This window comes from Methylobacterium ajmalii (assembly GCF_036448855.1).
In the GTDB taxonomy this organism is placed as follows: Bacteria; Pseudomonadota; Alphaproteobacteria; order Rhizobiales; family Beijerinckiaceae; genus Methylobacterium; species Methylobacterium ajmalii.
On the sequence record NZ_JAZFXT010000046.1, the window covers coordinates 105,428 to 121,774 of the forward strand.

Below are 16,347 nucleotides of genomic sequence, written 5' to 3' on the forward strand. Positions count from 1 at the left end.
CTCTCGAAGAGCGACAGCGTCATGACGTCCAGCCACGCCCCCCAATCCAGCCGGGGCTCCAGCCACGGGCCTCTCCGGGTCGGCATCGGCGGCCCGGTCGGGTCGGGCAAAACCGCCCTGATGGAGGGCCTGTGCAAGGCCCTGCGCGAGCGCTACGACCTCTGCGCCATCACCAACGACATCTACACCAAGGAGGATGCCCGCCTCCTCACCGTGGCCGGCGCCCTGCCGGAGGAGCGGATCATGGGCGTCGAGACCGGCGGCTGCCCGCACACCGCGATCCGCGAGGACGCCTCGATCAACCTCGCGGCGGTGGCGGAGATGCGTCGGCGCTTTCCCGCCCTCGATCTCGTGCTGCTCGAATCCGGCGGCGACAACCTCGCCGCCACCTTCTCACCGGAACTCGCCGACCTGACGATCTACGTCATCGACGTGGCCGGGGGCGAAAAAATCCCGCGCAAGGGCGGGCCCGGCATCACGCGGTCGGACCTCCTCGTGATCAACAAGACCGACCTCGCGCCGCTCGTGGGCGCCGATCTCGGGGTGATGGAGGAGGACACCAAGCGGATGCGGGGCCAGCGGCCCTACGTCTTCGCCTCGCTGCGCCACGGCGACGGCGTCGAGGCGGTGGCCCGCTTCGTGGTGGAGGCCGGGGGGCTTTAGTGCTCCTCGACCTCCTGCACTGGCTCGTCCAGCCGGCGACGCTCGCGGCGCGGCGCCTCGGCCATGCCGGCGACAGCGTGCGGCTCGCCTCGCGCTCCCGGCGCTGCCGCGCCGCCTGGGCGCCCCACCTCGCGGCGGCGAAGGATGCGGTGCGGGCCGCGATGGCGGATCTGCCGCGGCGCGAGACCGCCGTGGTGCTTGGCGCGGGCCTCCTCGACGACGTGCCGATCGATGCGCTCGCCGCCGCGTTCCGGCAGGTGGTGCTGGTCGACGCGGTGCATCCCTGGCGCGGCCGGTGGCGGGCGCGGCGCCACGCCAACGTCGTGCGGCTGATCTTCGACCTCAGCGGCACCGCCGACCTGCGGCTCGGGCGCGGCGAGACCTTCGGGCCGGTCCTGCCGCCGGTCTGCCGGGAGGCCGACCTCGTGATCTCGGCCAATCTCCTGTCGCAGCTGCCGATCCTGCCGGTCGCGCGGCTCGAGGCGGCGGGCCGGCTCGGGGCCTTTACCGATCCCGACGCCTTCGGGCAGCGCATCGTGGCGGCGCATCTCGCGGCGCTGGCCGATCTCTCCGCCCGCATCTGCCTCGTCACCGACCGCGACGAGACCGAGGAGGACCGGGACGGCCGGCCGATCGCGCGCCTGGACCTGCTCTACGGGATCGATCCGGGCCCCGCGCCGCGGAGCTGGGACTGGATCCTGGCACCGTTCGGCGAGGAGGCGCGCGACCGGCGGCTGGTGCACCGCGTCTCGGCCTGGCCGGACTGGCGGCCACCGGCATGACATCCCGTCATGCCGGGGCGCGTCCGAGGCGGGTTCGCGCGGAAGGAGGAGGGGGCTAGGGTCGTCCTCTCAGCCAAGATCGCGGCGCGCGAGCCCATCGGCCGCACGGGGGAGGACAGAAGCGATGACCCGCGACGGCGGCGCGGCACCCGGGGACGAGGCGCCGGAGGACGCCCATTGGCGGCGCAACCTCGCGGTCTGCGTGTTCGGCTCGTTCACCACCCTCGTGGCGATGACGCTGCTGCTGCCCTTCCTGCCGCTCTACGTCGAGGAACTCGGGGTCAAGGACCAGGCGGCCATCGTGCAGTGGTCCGGCATCGCCTTCGGGGCGACGTTCTTCAGCGCCGCCCTGGTGGCGCCGCTCTGGGGGCGGCTGGCCGACCTCTACGGCCGCAAGCTGATGCTGATCCGCGCGAGCCTCGGCATGGCGGTGGCGATGTCGCTGATCGGGCTTGCCGGCGACGTCTGGCAGCTCGTCGGCCTGCGGCTGCTCGCGGGGCTGCTCGGCGGCTACGCCTCGGGCTCGACGGTGCTGGTGGCGACGCAGACCCCGAAGGACCGCTCGGCCTGGGCGCTCGGCATGCTCGGCTCCGGCATCATGGCGGGCAACCTCGTCGGGCCGCTGGTCGGCGGGGTGCTGCCGCCGCTGATCGGCATCCGGGCGACGTTCTTCGCCGCCGGCGGAGTGATCTTCCTCGCCTTCCTGGCGACGCTTCTCCTGATCCGCGAGGCGCCGCGCCCGCCGCGGGCCGCGCGGGCATCGGCGGGCTTTGCCGCCATCCCCGACAAGCGCCCGGCACTCGCCATGCTGGCGACCGGGATGCTCCTGATGCTGGCGGTGATGTCGATCGAGCCGATCATCACCGTCTACGTCGCCGAGCTGACGCCGGACCCGGCCCGGGTCACCCTGGTCGCCGGGCTCGCCATGTCGGCGACCGCCCTCGGGAGCATCCTGTCGGCGCCGCGGCTCGGGCGCCTCGCCGACCGGATCGGCCCCTGGACCGTCATCACCGGCAGCCTCACGGTCTGCGCCCTGCTGCTCGTGCCCCAGGCCCTGGTGACGCACGACTGGCAGCTCGTCGCCCTGCGCTTCCTGATGGGGCTGGCGCTCGGCGGGCTCCTGCCCTGCATCGCCAGCGTGATCCGGCACTCGGTGCCCGACCGGGTCGCCGGAACGGTCCTGGGCTACTCGACCTCGTCGCAATATGTCGGGCAGGTGGTGGGACCGCTGCTCGGCGGCTTCATCGGCGGGCATGTCGGCATGCGGGCGGTCTTCCTCGGCACCGCCGTGCTGATGGCCCTGGGCGCAGCCGGCACCGCGCTCGCCCGGCCGAAGGGAGTGAAGCAGTGACCGACGACGGCCTGGTGCGGCGCAGCCTCGCGATCGGCGACCCCTCCGGCGGGCATCTCGCCGCCCTCGCGTTCGGGCCGGAGGATCGCCCACCGGACGCGATCCTGCTCCACGCCAACGGCTTCAACGCCCGCACCTATCGCAGCCTCGTCGCGCCGCTCGCCGACCGGTCCATCCTGGCCTACGACCAGCGCGGCCACGGCCGCTCGACCCTGCCGGCCGAGCCCGCCGGGCGGACCGACTGGTGGGACGTCACGCACGACCTGATCGCCGTGCTGGACCGGCTGGAGACCGGCCCGCTCGTGCTCATCGGCCATTCGATGGGCGGCACCGCCTCCCTGCTCGCCGCCGCCGAGCGGCCCGACCGGGTGCGCCGCCTCGTCCTGCTCGATCCGGTGATCCAGGCGCCCGAGCGCCGCGGCGAGGGCCACCACGGCCTCGCCGAGGGCGCACTCCGGCGGCGCGGCGACTTCCCGTCCCGCGAGGCGGCGCTCGCGGCCTATCGCGGCCGGGGGGCGTTCCGCACCTGGCCGGAGGCGCCGCTCGCCGATTACGTCGCGGACGGCTTTCGCGAGGTCCCGGGCGGGGTGACGCTCGCCTGCACCGGTGCCTGGGAGGCCTCGAGCTACCTGGCGCAGGGCCACGACCCCTGGGCCGCCCTCGCCCGCCTGTCCTGCCCGGCGGAGATCCTGCGCGCCGAGACCGGCAGCACCTGCGCCCTGGCGGACAGCCCCCGTCCGGGAATCACGGTCGAGACGGTGCCGGGCACGACCCACTTCCTGCCCTTCGAGGTGCCGGAACGGGTGCGGGCGGCGATCCGGCGGGCGCTGGGCTGAGGGCTCGTCGCCCGTCGGACGACGGCGACGCGCGACCCGAAGCGCCCCTCGACCGGGCTCTGGAAACGACGACGGCGCCGGCCCCTCCCGGGGACCGGCGCCGTCGCGTCATCGCCCGCGGCGGATCAGAGCGGCCGCTTCAGCATCCGGGCGACGAGGCCGAGGATGCCCTCGCGGAACACCAGCACGCAGACCACGAACACCACGCCCTGGATGATCGTCACCCAGGCGCCGAACTGCGCCAGGTAGTTCTCCATCGCGATGATGACGAAGGAGCCGAGGATCGGGCCGAACACCGTACCCATCCCGCCGACGAGCGTCATCAGCACCACCTCGCCCGACATCGACCAGTGCACGTCGGTGAGCGAGGCGAGCTGGAACACGATCGCCTTGGTGGAGCCGGCGAGCCCCGCAAGCGTCGTCGAGAGCACGAAGACGGCCAGCTTGTACTGGTTGGCGCGGTAGCCGAGCGAGATGGCGCGGGGCTCGTTGTCGCGGATCGCCTTCAGCACCTGGCCGAACGGCGAGTGGATGATGCGGTAGATCAGCAGGAGGCCGAGGAAGAAGATCGCGGCGACGAGGCCGTACAGCACCCGGTCGTCGGCGAGGCTGATGACGCCGAACAGGTGGCCGCGCGGCACCGCCTGGATGCCGTCCTCGCCGCCGGTGAACTTCGCCTGGAGCGAGAAGAAGAACACCATCTGGGCGAGCGCCAGGGTGATCATCGAGAAGTAGATGCCCTGACGCCGGATGGCGAGCGCGCCGAAGACGAGGCCGAGCAAGGCGGCCACGACGGTGCCGCCGAGGATCGCGAGCTCCGGGGTCAGGCCCCAGTACTTGGCGGTGTAGGCGGTGACGTAGCTCGCCATGCCGAAATAGGCGGCGTGGCCGAAGGACAGGAGGCCGCCGTAGCCGAGCAGCAGGTTGAAGGCCAGCGCGAACAGCGCGAAGCACAACACCTTCATCAGGAAGACGGGATACAGGATGAAGGGCAGCACCGCGAGCAAGACCGCGATGATGACGAAGACGAGGCGGTGGAACGCCTTGGCATCCCGGCCCTCGGGCAGGGTGGCGGCGATCGGGGTGGCGTCGGTGGACGCCGCGGCGGAGGACATCGTGCGCGTTCCTTCAGGCGTGGCGGATCAGGCGGTGCGGCCGAACAGGCCGGCGGGCTTCACCAGCAGCACCAGCACCATGATGACGAAGATCACCGTCGAGGAGGCTTCCGGGTAGAACACCTTGGTCAGGCCCTCGACCAGCCCGAGGCTGAAACCGGTGATGATCGAGCCGAGGATCGACCCCATGCCGCCGATCACCACGACCGCGAACACCACGATGATGATGTCGGCGCCCATGTTGGGGTTCACCGAGTAGACGGGCGCGGCGAGCACGCCCGCGAAGGCGGCGAGCGCGACGCCGAAGCCGTAGGTCAGCGTCAGCAGCAGGGGCACGTTGACGCCGAAGGCCTGGACCAGAGTCGGGTTCTCGGTGGCCGCGCGCAGGTAGGCGCCGAGCTTGGTCTTCTCGATGACGAGCCAGGTGGCGATGCAGACCACGAGCGATGCGACGACGACCCAGCCGCGGTAGTTCGGCAGGAACATGAAGGGCAGGCGCTGGCCGCCCGACAATTCGGACGGGATCGCGTAGGGCAGGCCCGACACGCCGTACTCGTTGCGGAACAGGCCCTGGATGATCAGCGCGAGGCCGAAGGTCAGGAGCAGGCCGTAGAGGTGATCGAGCTTGTAGAGGCGCGAGATCAGCAGCCGCTCCAGGATCACCCCGAACAGGCCGACGATGATCGGCGCGAGCAGCAGCGCCCACCAGTAGCCGAGGCCGGCGTAGTTCAGCAGCATCCAGGCGACGAAGGCGCCCATCATGTACTGCGCGCCGTGGGTGAAGTTGATGATGTTCAACAGCCCGAAGATGATCGCCAGCCCGAGCGACAGGATGGCGTAGAACGAGCCGTTGATGAGGCCGAGCAGGAGCTGGCCGAAGAGCGCCTGCATGGGGACGCCGAGGATCGTGGGCATGGGGTCTGGCGACTCGCGTGGGGACCGGGCCGGAAGGCGGGAAGGGGCCGGCGGCGGGGCGCGCCGCCGGCCCCGGGCATCAGCTCTTGTTCACCAGCGGGCAGTTGCCCTGGTTGAGCGGGCGGAACGCCTCGTTGCCGGGAATCGTCGCCAGGGTCTTGTAGAGGTCCCACGGGCCCTTCGACTCGGCCGGCTTCTTCACCTCGAACAGGTACATGTCGTGGATCGTGCGGCCGTCTGGGCGGATGTTGCCCTTGCCGAAGAGCGGATCGTCGGTCGGGATCTCCTTCATCTTGGCGACGACCTTGGATCCGTCGGCGGCCGACTTCACCGCCTCCACCGCCTTCAGGTAGTGCAGCACGCTGGCGTAGACGCCGGCCTGCACGGCGGTCGGCTTCTTGCCGCCGGCGAGCTTGGCGAAGCGGTCCGAGAAGGCGCGGGTGCCGTCGTTGAGGTCCCAGTAGAACGGCTCGGTCAGCACCAGCCCCTGCGCCACCTTCGGGGTCAGCGCGTGGATGTCGGAGGAGAAGATCAGCAGGCCGGCGATGGCCTGGCCGCCCTCGGTGATGCCGAACTCGGCCGCCTGCTTGATGGCGTTGATGGTGTCGCCGCCGGCGTTCGCCAGCCCGATCACCTTGGCGCCCGACCCCTGCGCCTGGAGCAGGAAGGACGAGAAGTCGGCGGTCGGGAACGGGGTCTTGACCGCGCCGATCACCTTGCCGCCGTTCTTGTTCACCACCTCGGTGGTGTCGCGCTGCAGCGCCTGGCCGAAGGCGTAGTCGGCGGTGAGGAAGAACCAGGTTGTGCCGCCGCGCTTGACCATCGCGCCGCCGGTGCCGTTCGCCAGCGCCACGGTGTCGTAGGTCCAGTGCACGGTGTTGGGCGAGCATTGCGGCCCGGTCAGGTCGGCGGTGCCGGCGCCCGAATTGATGAAGGCCTTGTTCTTCTCGCGGGTGACCTGGTTGATGGCGAGCGCCACCGAGGAGGTCGGCACGTCGAAGATCGCGTCGACGCCGTCCCGGTCGTACCATTGCCGGGCGATCGAGGCGCCGACATCGGGCTTGTTCTGGTGATCGGCGGCGACGATCTCGACCTTCAGGCCCTTCTCGGCGGCCTTGAAGTCCTCGACCGCCATCCGGGCCGCGGCGACCGAGCCCTCGCCCGAGATGTCGGCATAGACGCCCGAGCGGTCGTTCAGCACGCCGATCTTGACCGGCGTCTGCGCGAGCGCCGGGGTCATGGCGGCGGTGCAGAGGGCGCTGGCGAGCAACAACCGTTTCAGCATCGTTCTACCTCCCTGTGGGGTGCCGCCCGGACGCGGCGGCGCTCGTCTGGATGTCGGTCGGCGGGCTTTGCAGCGCCGGTCGCGGCGCCGTGCCCGCTTCTTCGATCGGGGCCGAGGCCCCTCCGCCCGCGCGGCGGCGGGAGCCTGCGGGCCCGCACCCCGGCCGGGGGACCGCCGGAGCGGGCCGCCGGCCGGGGGACTCGTCGTCGGCACGCGCGCCGGGCCGGAATCTCCGCAAGCACTGCCACGATCGGGCGAGAGGCCGGGGACGCCCCCGCCGGACGGGTCCGCGGAGGCCTCGGGCCCGCATCAGACCCCGAGATAGGTGTGGAGCTTGTCGATGTTGGCGTCGAGCTCGGCGTTCGGGATCATGTCGATGACCCGCCCCTGCTCGACCACGAAGTGCCGGTCGGCCACGGTCTGGGCGAAGCGGAAGTTCTGCTCGACCAGGATGATCGTGTAGCCCTCGGACTTCAGCCGGGCGATGGTCCGGCCGATCTGCTGCACGATGACCGGGGCGAGGCCCTCGGTCGGCTCGTCGAGCAGGATCAGCTTGGCGCCGGTGCGCAGGATGCGGCCGATGGCGAGCATCTGCTGCTCGCCGCCCGAGAGCTTGGTGCCCTGGCTGCCCGAACGCTCCTTGAGGTTCGGGAACAGGGTGTAGATCTGCTCGACCGTCATGCCCCCGGGCTTCACCCGCGGCGGGAGCATCAGGTTCTCGTAGACCGACAGGCTCGAGAAGATGCCGCGCTCCTCCGGCACGTAGCCGAGGCCGAGCTTGGCGATGTTGCGCGAGGCCATGGCGATGGTCTCGGTGCCGTCGTAGCGGATCGAGCCCTTGCGCTTGCCGAGGATGCCGATGATGGCCCGCAGCGTCGTGGTCTTGCCGGCGCCGTTGCGGCCGAGCAGCGTCACCACCTCGCCGGGCTTCACGTCGAAGGTGATGCCGTGGAGGACGTGGCTCTCGCCGTACCAGCCCTCGAGGCCCTGCACGGAGAGGAGCGGGGCGGTGCCCGCGGCGGCCGCCGGGACCGGCTTCGTCATCACCGCCTCAGCCATGACCGGCTCCGATATAGGCCTCGACCACGCGGGGATCCTTCGACACGGTGGCGTAGTCGCCCTCCGCCAGCACCTGGCCGCGCGCCAGCACGGTGATGCGGTCGGACAGCGAGGCGACGACCGACAGGTTGTGCTCGACCATCAGGATGGTGCGGTTCTTCGAGACCCGGCGGATCAGCGCCGCCGTCCGGTCGACGTCCTCGTGGCCCATGCCGGCCATCGGCTCGTCGAGGAGCAGCATCTCGGGCTCCAGCGCCAGCGTGGTGGCGATCTCGAGCGCGCGCTTGCGGCCGTAGGAAAGCTCCACCGCCGGGATGTCGGCGAAATCCGACAGGCCGACCGCCTCGACCAGCTGCAGAGCCTCCTGGTTGAGGGCGCGCAGAACCGTCTCGGAGCGCCAGAAGTCGAACGAGTCGCCGCGCTTGCGCCGCTGGAGCGCGATGCGGACGTTCTCCTTGACGGTGAGGTGGGGAAAGACCGCCGAGATCTGGAACGAGCGCACCAGGCCGAGCCGGGCCACGTCCGCCGGCTTCATGCCGGTGATGTCGCGGCCGTTGTAGCGGATCGAGCCGGCCGACGGCGTCAGGAACTTCGTCAACAGGTTGAAGCAGGTCGTCTTGCCGGCGCCGTTCGGGCCGATCAGCGCGTGGATCGTCCCGCGCTTGACGTCGAGCGTCACGCCGTTGACGGCGCGAAACCCCTTGAACTCCTTGGTCAGGCCCTCGGTCGACAGGACGATGTCCTGACCCCTGGCGCCCGCCTCAGCGTGGGTTAACGGTTGGGCCATGTCGGCGCGTCACCCCTGCGTTTCCTCGCTCGCGCTTATGCGCGTATCGCATAGCGAAACAGCATGCCGCCGAATGAGTGTCAACGGGGCGGGACGGGCCTGCCGCAGGGGGATTCTGGCCCGTCAGATTTTATTCACCGCTCGCTTCGGCTCCAGCAGCGCCCGGGCGGCGCGGGTCAGGGGCCGCTCGATCATGCGATGCAGCACGATCGCCGCGAGGCCGGCGAGGACCAGCATGGCGACCGCCACCGGGCCCGGCCCGAGGCGGGCGGCGAGCCCGGTCGCCTCGACGACGACCCGCACCCCGCGCACCACGAACGGGTGCGCGAGGTAGAGCGCGTAGGAGGCATCCCCGAGGAGGATCGCGGGGCGCAGGAGGTGCGCCCGACGCGGGTCGCCCGGGCCGGCGGGCCCGAGGGCGGTGGCCGCGACGAGGAGGACGGCCGGCCCGCCCCAGGCGAGGCAGCGGGGGAGGGAGGGACCCTCTCCGGCGAGCGACAGCAGCGCGAGGCCGGCGACCGCCAGCGCGAGGCGCAGGAGAGCCGGCAGGCGCAGGCCCTCCTGGCGTGCGAGGGCCAGCCCGGCGCCGCAGGCGAATTCGAGCACGATCGGGTCGCTCCAGAACGCCAGCGGCACCGGCAGCGCCGCGCCGCCCCGCGCCGCCAGGGTCCCGAGGAGCGCGAGGCCGGTGAAGATCGCCGCCACGCCCGCGACGGCGGGGCGTCGTCCCCACGGCAGCACGAGAGCGAAGACTACGTAGAACGCCATCTCGTAGTTCAGCGTCCAGCCGAGGGAGTAGAGCGGCTGCACCGTCCCGTCGGCCCGCGCGGTCGGCCAGAACAGGTAGGAGGCCGCGAGGTAGACCGTCCCCTCGCCGCCGGACCCGAGGAGGCCGGGTCGCAGCCAGGCGAGGGCGAGGTAGAGCGTGGTGGCGAGCCAGTAGAGCGGCACCACCCGGGCGATCCGGTGGGCGAGGAAGACCCGTCCGGCCCCCGGCCGGCCGTGCAGCGGGGCGGCCGCGTGCACGATGATGAACCCCGAGATGACGAAGAACACGTCGACGCCCGCCGGCCAGGGCAGCCAGGCGGCCGGGGCGAAGGGAAGGCCCGCCCGGGCGGCGAGGCCCGCGACCTCGAACTGCGCGTGGCCGGCGGCGACCATCACGGCGGCCAGCGCCCGCAGGACCTGGATCAGCGGCAGGGACGTGGGACGGGCCTGGGACATCGCTCACCGGATGGGCGCTGGGCGCCCGGGCGGGCCGGCGCGTCGAGGCCGCCGTCTTAGCCGAGCCGAGGCGCGTTCGGCCAGGGCAGGGGATGGGCCCGGAGCTCGGGACGAGATTTGCGGGAGGGAACAATGCCGCCCCAACGTCGTTGTCCAGCCCGAAAGCGTCCTGTCAAGCCAACCATCGGCCGCGACCGAGCACATGCTTCGATGTCCGGCGGCTTCGGCACGATACGCTCAAGAACAGACTACCAGGAGTTGACCGATGAAGAAGCTCGTTGCCCTGACCGGCCTTGCCGTTGCTCTCGCCACCCCCGCCTTCGCGCAGCAGGTCGGCAACTTCAACGAGTTCCGCTCGATGGCGCTGATGTCGAATGCCTTCGAGGTGAAGTCGAGCCAGATCGCCCTCGACAAGTCGCGCAACCCGCGGATCCGCGAGTACGCCCGTGAGATGATCCGCGACCACCGCGCCGCCAACGTCGCGCTGCTCGGCGGCCGCGAGAACGTCGCCGGCGGCGTCGGCTCCGGCATCGGCGGTCTGATCGAGGCGCCCTTCGCGATAGCCGGCGGCGCTGTCGGCGCGGCCACGGGTGCGGCGGCCGGCGTCGTCGGCGGCACGCTCCAGGGCGGCCCGGTCGGCGGTCTCGAGGGCCTCGGCAGCGGCGCGGCCCGCGGCGCCCGGATGGGTGCGAACGCGGTCGACTTCGACGGCGACGTGACCACAACGGCCGCCACCCGCGCCGTCCCGCTGAGCCCGCAGCAGCAGGCGATGCTCGCCGAGCTCGCCGACACCCCGGCCGGCCCGGCTTTCGACCGGACCTACGCCCGCATGCAGGTCCAGGCGCACGGGATGACCGTGTCCAGCTACCAGGCCTACGCCCAGTCGGGTCCGAACCCGGCGCTGCGCAACTACGTCCAGCAGGCCCTGCCGGTGATGCAGCAGCACCTGGCGATGGCCCAGCGCCTCCCGGGCGCCCGCTAAGCGCTCGACGCAGGTCTGAGGTAACGGAGCGGCGGGCCGAGAGGCCCGCCGCTTCCGCGTGCGTGGATCGTTGGGGACAGGGCGGCTCTCACCACAGGAGCGGGTGGCGGTACACCTCCACCACGTCGCCCTCAGCGACCCCGGTCACCGTCTCGGGCAGTTCGGCGAGCCCGTCGCTGCCGGTGAGCGAGGAGAGAAGCCCGGCACCGTCGCGGGGAAACTTCACCGCCTCGACGGTCCCGTCCGGGCCGCGGCGCAGGGAGACGCGGACGTATTCCCGGCGCCCGGCCTTCTTGGCGTACCGGAAGGCGGCGCGGGCGGGCTCGCTCGGCGGGGCGTCGAGGGTTGCGCCGCCGAGGCGGGCGAGCAGCGGCCTGACGACGAAGAGCAGCGTGACGTAGACCGCGACCGGATTGCCCGGCAGGCCGACGAAGGCGGTATCGCCGATGAGCCCCATCGCGACCGGTCGGCCGGGCTTGATCGCGAGGCGCCAGAACACCAGCCGGCCGACCGCCTCGACCGCCGCCTTGACGTGGTCCTCCTCGCCGGTCGAGACGCCGCCCGAGGTGACGATCAGGTCGTGGCCGGTCGCGGCCGCCGTCAGCCGCCCGGGCAGGGCGGCGGGGTCGTCGCGCAGGATGCCGAGATCGACGACCTCGGCGCCGAGGCGGCGCAGGAGAGCCACCAGGAGGATCCGGTTCGAATCGTGGATCGCGCTCGGCGGCAGCGGCGCCCCGGGCTCGGCGAGCTCGTCGCCGGTCGAGAACACCGCGACCCGCAGGCGCCGGCGCACCGCGAGGCTCGCGTGGCCGGTGGCGGCGGCGAGTGCGAGGTCGGGCGGGGTCAGCCGGCGGCCGGCCGGGATCACCACGCTGCCGCGGGCGACGTCCTCGCCGGAGAGCCGCCGGTTGGCGCCGGCCTTCAGGCCCGCCGGCAGCGCCACCGCCTCGCCGTCGCGCCGCACGTCCTCCTGCATGAAGACGGTGTCGGCGCCCGGCGGCATCGGGGCGCCGGTGAAGATCCGCACCGCCGCCCCCGTCGGCAGGGCCGCCTCCGGCGCCGCCCCGGCGGGCAGGCGCCCGCGCACCGGCAGCACCGTCTCGGCGTCGCGCGCCAGGTCGGCGAAGCGCACCGCGTAGCCGTCGACCGCGGAATTGTCGAAGGGCGGCAGGTCGCGGCCCGCGACCACGTCCGCGGCGGCGATGCGCCCGTCGGCTTCGGCGAGGGGAACCGTCTCGGTCCCGGCCAGGACCGGCACCCGCTCGGCGATCAGGGACGCGGCCGCCTCGACGGAGAGGAGCGGCCCCCCGAAGGCGAAGCAGTCGTCGGTCAGCTGCGCCATGATCCCCGCTCTCCCGCTTCTCCGCCCTCCGGGGATTCCAGCCGCGCCAGCACCGCCGCGAGGGGCTCGGCCCGCGCCATGACGATATCGGCGACCGCCTCCACCGCGTCGAGGGGCACGATCGGCGGGGTTGCGCCCGGAAAGGGATGGTCGCTCGCCACCGCGACGATGCGCGGATCCTCGGGATGGAGCGGCGGCCGGCCGTTGGCGTGGCGGTAGACCTCGAGCTTGGGATGGGCCTCGCGCTTGAAGCCCTCGATCACGACGAGGTCGCAGGGGCCGAGCCGGTGCAGCAGGTCGGGCAGGCGCGCCTCCTCCTCGACCTCGCGGATCTGGACGTTGCGGCGGCTCGACGAAACGATCACCTCGCAGGCCCCGGCCTCGCGATGGCGGAAGGAATCCTTGCCGGGCTGGTCGACGTCGAAGGCGTGGTGGGCGTGCTTGACCGTCGCGACCCGCAGGCCGCGGGCCCGCAGGACCGGGATCAGCCGGACCAGCAGCGTGGTCTTGCCGGCGCCGCTCCAGCCGGCGAGGCCGATGACCCTCATCGTCACGCCCCCGGCCGGGTGAAGCCGAGGCCGGCGAGGTCGGCCGCCAGCGCCGGATCGTCGAGGAGGGCGAGGAACGCCGCGAGCGCCGGCTCGTCCCGCCGGGCCGCCCGGTAGGCGAAGTCGTAATGCTCCTCGGTCAGCGGCAGGAAGCCGAGGCCGTAATCGCGCGCCACCGGCGCGATGGCGACGCCCCAATCGGCCCGGCCCTGCGCCACCGCGGCGGCGACGGCGTTGTGCGAGCGCGGCTGGTTCCAGTAGCCGGCGGGCCGGGCGCCGTTCAGCAGGCCCTCGACCAGCGCGCGCGTGCCGGCGCCCGTGTTGCGGTTGACCATCACGGCGGCGTCGTCGGCGAGGAGCCGCGTCACCGCCGCCTCGGCCGGAGCTTCGGCGAAACGCGGATCGCCGGCGCGGAAGACCACCCCTTGCAGGCGGCGCCAGCCCGGGGCGAGGGCGAGGCCCTCGGTGAGGTAGGGAGCGTTGTAGCGGCCCGTCTCGGGATCGAGGAGGTGCATGGCGGCGAGGTCGCACTCGCCCCGGCGCAGGGCGCCGAGCCCGCCGGCCGAGCCGACCCACAGGGTGCGGGCCGAGACGCCGCGGCCTGCGAGATGCCCGACCAGCCGGTCGAGGCCGAGGCAGTGGCTGCCGACGATCGTCAGGTCCGGCGAGCGGGCCGCCCGACCGATCCGGGACACCGCGACGGTCTCGCCGGCCTCGAGCCCGGGCCGGCTCGCCGGCACCGCGAAGAACCCGTCGGCCTGCGAGAACGCCGTCACGGCGCCCGAGCCCTTGGCGAGCGGCAGGGCGACGGGTCCGTCGGCGCCGCGGGAGAGGGCCGCCATCACGTATTCGGTGCGGCCGAGCTCCGAGGGAAGGCGCTGCGGCAGGTGCGCCGCCACGGTCTCCTCCTCGCGGGCGGGCAGCCCGGCGAGCGCGCGGATCAGCGGCACCACGAACTCGTGGAAGGTGAACATCGCCGAGGTCGGGAAGCCCGGCAGCACCACCACCGGCACGGTGCCGGCGAGCGCCAGGCAGAGCGGCTTGCCGGGCTTGAGCGCCACGCCGTGGACCAGGATGCCGGGCTCGCCCAATCGCGACAGGATGCGATGCGAGACGTCGCCCGCGCCCTTCGAGGTGCCGCCGGACAGGACCACGAGGTCGGCGGAGGCCAGGGCCTGCGCGAGCGCAGCCTCGAGCGCCGCCTCGTCGTCCGGCACGATGCCGCCCGGCAGCGCGACGCCGCCATTCTCGGTCACGCTCGCCGCCACGATGGCGCCGTTCGAATCGTAGAGCTGCGCCGGGCCGAGGGGCGAGCCCGGTCCCACCAGCTCGTCGCCGGTGGAGAGCACCGCCACGCGGGGCCGGCGCACCACCGGGACCGCGGCGAGGCCGCAGGCGGCCAGCATCCCGATCTCTCGCGCCGTGACCAGTACGCCGCGGCGCAAAACCGTCTCGCCCCGCGCCATGTCGGCGCCGGCATAGCCCACGAAGCGGCCCGGCCCGGCGGCCTGCGCCAGCGCGATCGCCGGGGCGGGGCCGTCCTCGAACTCCGTCGCCTCGACCATCACCACCGCGTCGGCGCCCCGGGGCAGCACGCCGCCGGTGGCGATCGGGGTGGCGGTGCCGGGGCCGACGGTCAGGGCCGGGGCGACGCCGCAGGCCAGGATCTCGCGGTTGAGGAGGAGGCGGCAGGGCTCGGCCTCGCTCGCCCCCTCGGTGTCGGCGGCGCGCACCGCGAAGCCGTCGACGAGGGCGCGGTCGAAGGGCGGCACGTCGATCGGCGAGGCGATGTCGGCGGCGAGCACCCGGCCGAGCGCCTCGGCGAGCGGCACGGTCTCGGCCGGCAGGGGGGCGTGCGGCACGGCCCCGCGCCAGCGCGCCATCGCCTCGTCCCGGCTCACCACCGCCAGGAACTGCTCCTGGCGCGAGGCCGCGGCGAGGCGGACGGAGAAGTCGTCGGCGGGGGAAGCGGTCACAGCGGCAGAACCTCGACGGGGGTCCCTGCGGGATACCCCTCATGGGCCGGCGGCACCAGCAGGGCGGCGTCGGCCCGCGCCAGGCGGTGGAGCGGGGTCTCCGCCCCGCCGACCGGCTCCGCGCCGGAGGCGAGGCGGCGCAGGAACACCACTTCGGTGAGGCCGATGACGGAGGAGACCTTGCGGGTCAGGGGCAGGATCAGGGGCGGGAGGGCGGCGGGTTCGGGCGCGGCGCCGGCCAGCGCCGCGACGAGCGGCCGGCCGAGGGCGAGCCAGGCGGCGAGCGCCGCATCCGGCCGGCCCGGCAGCAGCAGCACCGGCCGCCCGGCCGCCTCGCCGAAGCCGGCGCTCTCGCCGGGCCGCAGGGCGATGCCGTGGGCGTCGAGCCGCCCGGCCTGCGCCAGGGCGGCGGCGCTCGCGTCGCACCGGCCCGGCCCGGTGCCGCCGACGACCAGCACGCCGTCGGCCCCGGGGGCGAGGAGCGCGGCGGCGAGATCCTGCCTGTCCACCGGCCTGTGCTCGATGACGGCGGTGCCGCCCGCAGCGGCGATCCAGGCGCGGAGCAGGGGCGACAGGGCGTCGGGCGCACCCTCCGGCGCGGCGGCGAGGATCCTCAGGGATGGACGGCGCACGTCGAGCCCGGTGCACCCGGCCGCCGCGAGTGCGAGGCCCTGCAGCGGCGTCACCCGTTCGCCCGCGGCGACGAGACGAGCGCCCGCGGGCAATTCGGCATCCGGGGCACGCGTGCCCTCGCCGGCCGCGACCTCGGCCTCGATCCAGCGCGGATCGTCGCCGATCGCGTCCGGCGCCAGCAGGGCGTCGGTGCCGGCGGGCAGCGGGGTGCCGGCCTCGACCCAGGCAGGGGCGCGGGCCACCATGACGGGGGCGTACGGCGAGGCGCCGACGACCTCCGCGGCCTTCACCGCCCAGCCGTCGCGCAGGGCCGTGCGCCGCACCGGCAGGCCGGCCCCGATCGCGACGTCCCGGGCCGCCACGGCGCCGACCGCCGCGGCGAGCTCCACGCCGACGGGGGCGACCGGGCGTGCGAGGCGTGCGAGCAGCGCCACCGCCTCGGCGACGGGCATCAGCGCGGTCGTGGGCGCCCGCGGCCTCACCGGCGGGCGCCCGGATGATGGGGGGCGGCCATGCGCCTGTCCTCGAATCCGGTGCGGAGGGGAGCCGATGCGGCAAGCGCCCGCCGGGATCAAGGTTTCGCCACCGGGGCGGGCGATCGGCGGAGAAAATGTCGCGGCGGGGATCCGCGGTGGCCGGATGGTGGGCCGCTGCGAGTCCTGCGCCGCTCGCGCGATGACGGTCCGCGGCGATGAAAGGGATAAGTGTCTCTCACAAAACTCCCGATCACCGCCTCGGCTTGCTGTGGCAGCGACATTGCGGCGGGAGTTTTGTGAGGTGCACTGAACCGCCTCTTCTCCCGCCCGCGGGGGAGAGGAGAGACCCTGCGCTCCTCTCGTCCCGACCGTC

15 protein-coding genes are annotated in these 16,347 nt (G+C 73.4%); 5 read left to right on the top strand and 10 right to left on the bottom strand.

Translation table 11 applies throughout. The features are described from left to right. Window positions 1-21 precede the first annotated feature (21 nt). From ureG to V3T34_RS19920, 4 genes are all read left to right on the top strand, one after another. The gene (gene ureG, locus V3T34_RS19905; RefSeq protein ID WP_060846333.1) at window positions 22-663 is read left to right on the top strand and encodes an urease accessory protein UreG; all 642 of its coding nucleotides are present in this window, start codon (window positions 22-24) and stop codon (window positions 661-663) included. After that, on the top strand, window positions 663-1,445 hold the full coding sequence (locus V3T34_RS19910; protein ID WP_305077575.1) for a hypothetical protein: 783 nt from the start codon (window positions 663-665) through the stop codon (window positions 1,443-1,445). Before ureG ends, V3T34_RS19910 begins: the two co-directional genes overlap by 1 nt. Before the next feature lie 124 nt (window positions 1,446-1,569). Continuing rightward, entirely contained in the window at window positions 1,570-2,796 is a 1,227-nt protein-coding gene (locus V3T34_RS19915) for an MFS transporter (protein WP_305077574.1), read from the top strand. Beyond that, the gene (locus tag V3T34_RS19920) at window positions 2,793-3,632 is read left to right on the top strand and encodes an alpha/beta fold hydrolase (RefSeq protein ID WP_091886520.1); all 840 of its coding nucleotides are present in this window, start codon (window positions 2,793-2,795) and stop codon (window positions 3,630-3,632) included. The genes V3T34_RS19915 and V3T34_RS19920 overlap by 4 nt, the downstream gene beginning before the upstream one ends. Window positions 3,633-3,757: 125 nt before the next feature. Here the strand turns inward: V3T34_RS19920 and V3T34_RS19925 are convergent, their stop codons facing one another. The 6 genes from V3T34_RS19925 to V3T34_RS19950 all read right to left on the bottom strand — a co-directional run bounded on the left by V3T34_RS19925 (window position 3,758) and on the right by V3T34_RS19950 (window position 10,017). After that, window positions 3,758-4,747, bottom strand: coding sequence for a branched-chain amino acid ABC transporter permease (locus tag V3T34_RS19925; protein WP_060846329.1), 990 nt, complete (start codon window positions 4,745-4,747; stop codon window positions 3,758-3,760). Window positions 4,748-4,774: 27 nt separating this feature from the next. Continuing rightward, window positions 4,775-5,662, bottom strand: coding sequence for a branched-chain amino acid ABC transporter permease (locus V3T34_RS19930; RefSeq protein ID WP_048426114.1), 888 nt, complete (start codon window positions 5,660-5,662; stop codon window positions 4,775-4,777). 79 nt (window positions 5,663-5,741) lie between these two features. After that, window positions 5,742-6,947: an ABC transporter substrate-binding protein gene (locus V3T34_RS19935; RefSeq protein ID WP_305077573.1), complete on the bottom strand. Its 1,206-nt coding sequence runs from the start codon at window positions 6,945-6,947 to the stop codon at window positions 5,742-5,744. 309 nt (window positions 6,948-7,256) lie between these two features. After that, window positions 7,257-8,006, bottom strand: coding sequence for an ABC transporter ATP-binding protein (locus V3T34_RS19940; protein WP_091886515.1), 750 nt, complete (start codon window positions 8,004-8,006; stop codon window positions 7,257-7,259). Next, a complete protein-coding gene (locus V3T34_RS19945) occupies window positions 7,999-8,793 on the bottom strand; it encodes an ABC transporter ATP-binding protein (RefSeq protein WP_288585327.1) in 795 nt (264 codons plus the stop codon). Before V3T34_RS19945 ends, V3T34_RS19940 begins: the two co-directional genes overlap by 8 nt. A gap of 123 nt (window positions 8,794-8,916) precedes the next feature. Further along, the gene (locus V3T34_RS19950) at window positions 8,917-10,017 is read right to left on the bottom strand and encodes an acyltransferase family protein (protein WP_305079095.1); all 1,101 of its coding nucleotides are present in this window, start codon (window positions 10,015-10,017) and stop codon (window positions 8,917-8,919) included. Between the two features lie 265 nt (window positions 10,018-10,282). On the opposite strand from V3T34_RS19950, the gene V3T34_RS19955 reads away from it, so the two are divergent. After that, the gene (locus V3T34_RS19955; RefSeq protein ID WP_060846325.1) at window positions 10,283-10,999 is read left to right on the top strand and encodes a DUF4142 domain-containing protein; all 717 of its coding nucleotides are present in this window, start codon (window positions 10,283-10,285) and stop codon (window positions 10,997-10,999) included. A gap of 88 nt (window positions 11,000-11,087) precedes the next feature. Here the strand turns inward: V3T34_RS19955 and V3T34_RS19960 are convergent, their stop codons facing one another. The 4 genes from V3T34_RS19960 to V3T34_RS19975 are packed head-to-tail and all read right to left on the bottom strand — an operon-like array spanning window position 11,088 to window position 15,950. After that, window positions 11,088-12,341: a molybdopterin molybdotransferase MoeA gene (locus V3T34_RS19960; RefSeq protein ID WP_305079096.1), complete on the bottom strand. Its 1,254-nt coding sequence runs from the start codon at window positions 12,339-12,341 to the stop codon at window positions 11,088-11,090. Next, window positions 12,329-12,889: a molybdopterin-guanine dinucleotide biosynthesis protein B gene (gene mobB, locus V3T34_RS19965; protein ID WP_305079097.1), complete on the bottom strand. Its 561-nt coding sequence runs from the start codon at window positions 12,887-12,889 to the stop codon at window positions 12,329-12,331. The genes V3T34_RS19960 and mobB overlap by 13 nt, the downstream gene beginning before the upstream one ends. A 2-nt stretch (window positions 12,890-12,891) precedes the next feature. Then, window positions 12,892-14,865, bottom strand: coding sequence for a molybdopterin biosynthesis protein (locus V3T34_RS19970; RefSeq protein WP_305079098.1), 1,974 nt, complete (start codon window positions 14,863-14,865; stop codon window positions 12,892-12,894). After that, the gene (locus tag V3T34_RS19975; RefSeq protein WP_305079099.1) at window positions 14,862-15,950 is read right to left on the bottom strand and encodes a molybdopterin-binding protein; all 1,089 of its coding nucleotides are present in this window, start codon (window positions 15,948-15,950) and stop codon (window positions 14,862-14,864) included. Before V3T34_RS19975 ends, V3T34_RS19970 begins: the two co-directional genes overlap by 4 nt. Window positions 15,951-16,347 lie beyond the last annotated feature (397 nt).

Excerpts from the sequence above, each read along its gene's own strand:
- V3T34_RS19975 (WP_305079099.1), bottom strand. The coding sequence starts at position 15,950 with ATGCCCGTCGCCGAGGCGGTGGCGCTGCTCGCACGCCTCGCACGCCCG.
- V3T34_RS19935 (WP_305077573.1), bottom strand. The coding sequence starts at position 6,947 with ATGCTGAAACGGTTGTTGCTCGCCAGCGCCCTCTGCACCGCCGCCATG.
- mobB (WP_305079097.1), bottom strand. The coding sequence starts at position 12,889 with ATGAGGGTCATCGGCCTCGCCGGCTGGAGCGGCGCCGGCAAGACCACG.
- V3T34_RS19945 (WP_288585327.1), bottom strand. The coding sequence starts at position 8,793 with ATGGCCCAACCGTTAACCCACGCTGAGGCGGGCGCCAGGGGTCAGGAC.
- V3T34_RS19955 (WP_060846325.1), top strand. The coding sequence starts at position 10,283 with ATGAAGAAGCTCGTTGCCCTGACCGGCCTTGCCGTTGCTCTCGCCACC.
- V3T34_RS19940 (WP_091886515.1), bottom strand. The coding sequence starts at position 8,006 with ATGGCTGAGGCGGTGATGACGAAGCCGGTCCCGGCGGCCGCCGCGGGC.
- ureG (WP_060846333.1), top strand. The coding sequence starts at position 22 with ATGACGTCCAGCCACGCCCCCCAATCCAGCCGGGGCTCCAGCCACGGG.
- V3T34_RS19925 (WP_060846329.1), bottom strand. The coding sequence starts at position 4,747 with ATGTCCTCCGCCGCGGCGTCCACCGACGCCACCCCGATCGCCGCCACC.
- V3T34_RS19930 (WP_048426114.1), bottom strand. The coding sequence starts at position 5,662 with ATGCCCACGATCCTCGGCGTCCCCATGCAGGCGCTCTTCGGCCAGCTC.
- V3T34_RS19960 (WP_305079096.1), bottom strand. The coding sequence starts at position 12,341 with ATGGCGCAGCTGACCGACGACTGCTTCGCCTTCGGGGGGCCGCTCCTC.
- V3T34_RS19950 (WP_305079095.1), bottom strand. The coding sequence starts at position 10,017 with ATGTCCCAGGCCCGTCCCACGTCCCTGCCGCTGATCCAGGTCCTGCGG.
- V3T34_RS19915 (WP_305077574.1), top strand. The coding sequence starts at position 1,570 with ATGACCCGCGACGGCGGCGCGGCACCCGGGGACGAGGCGCCGGAGGAC.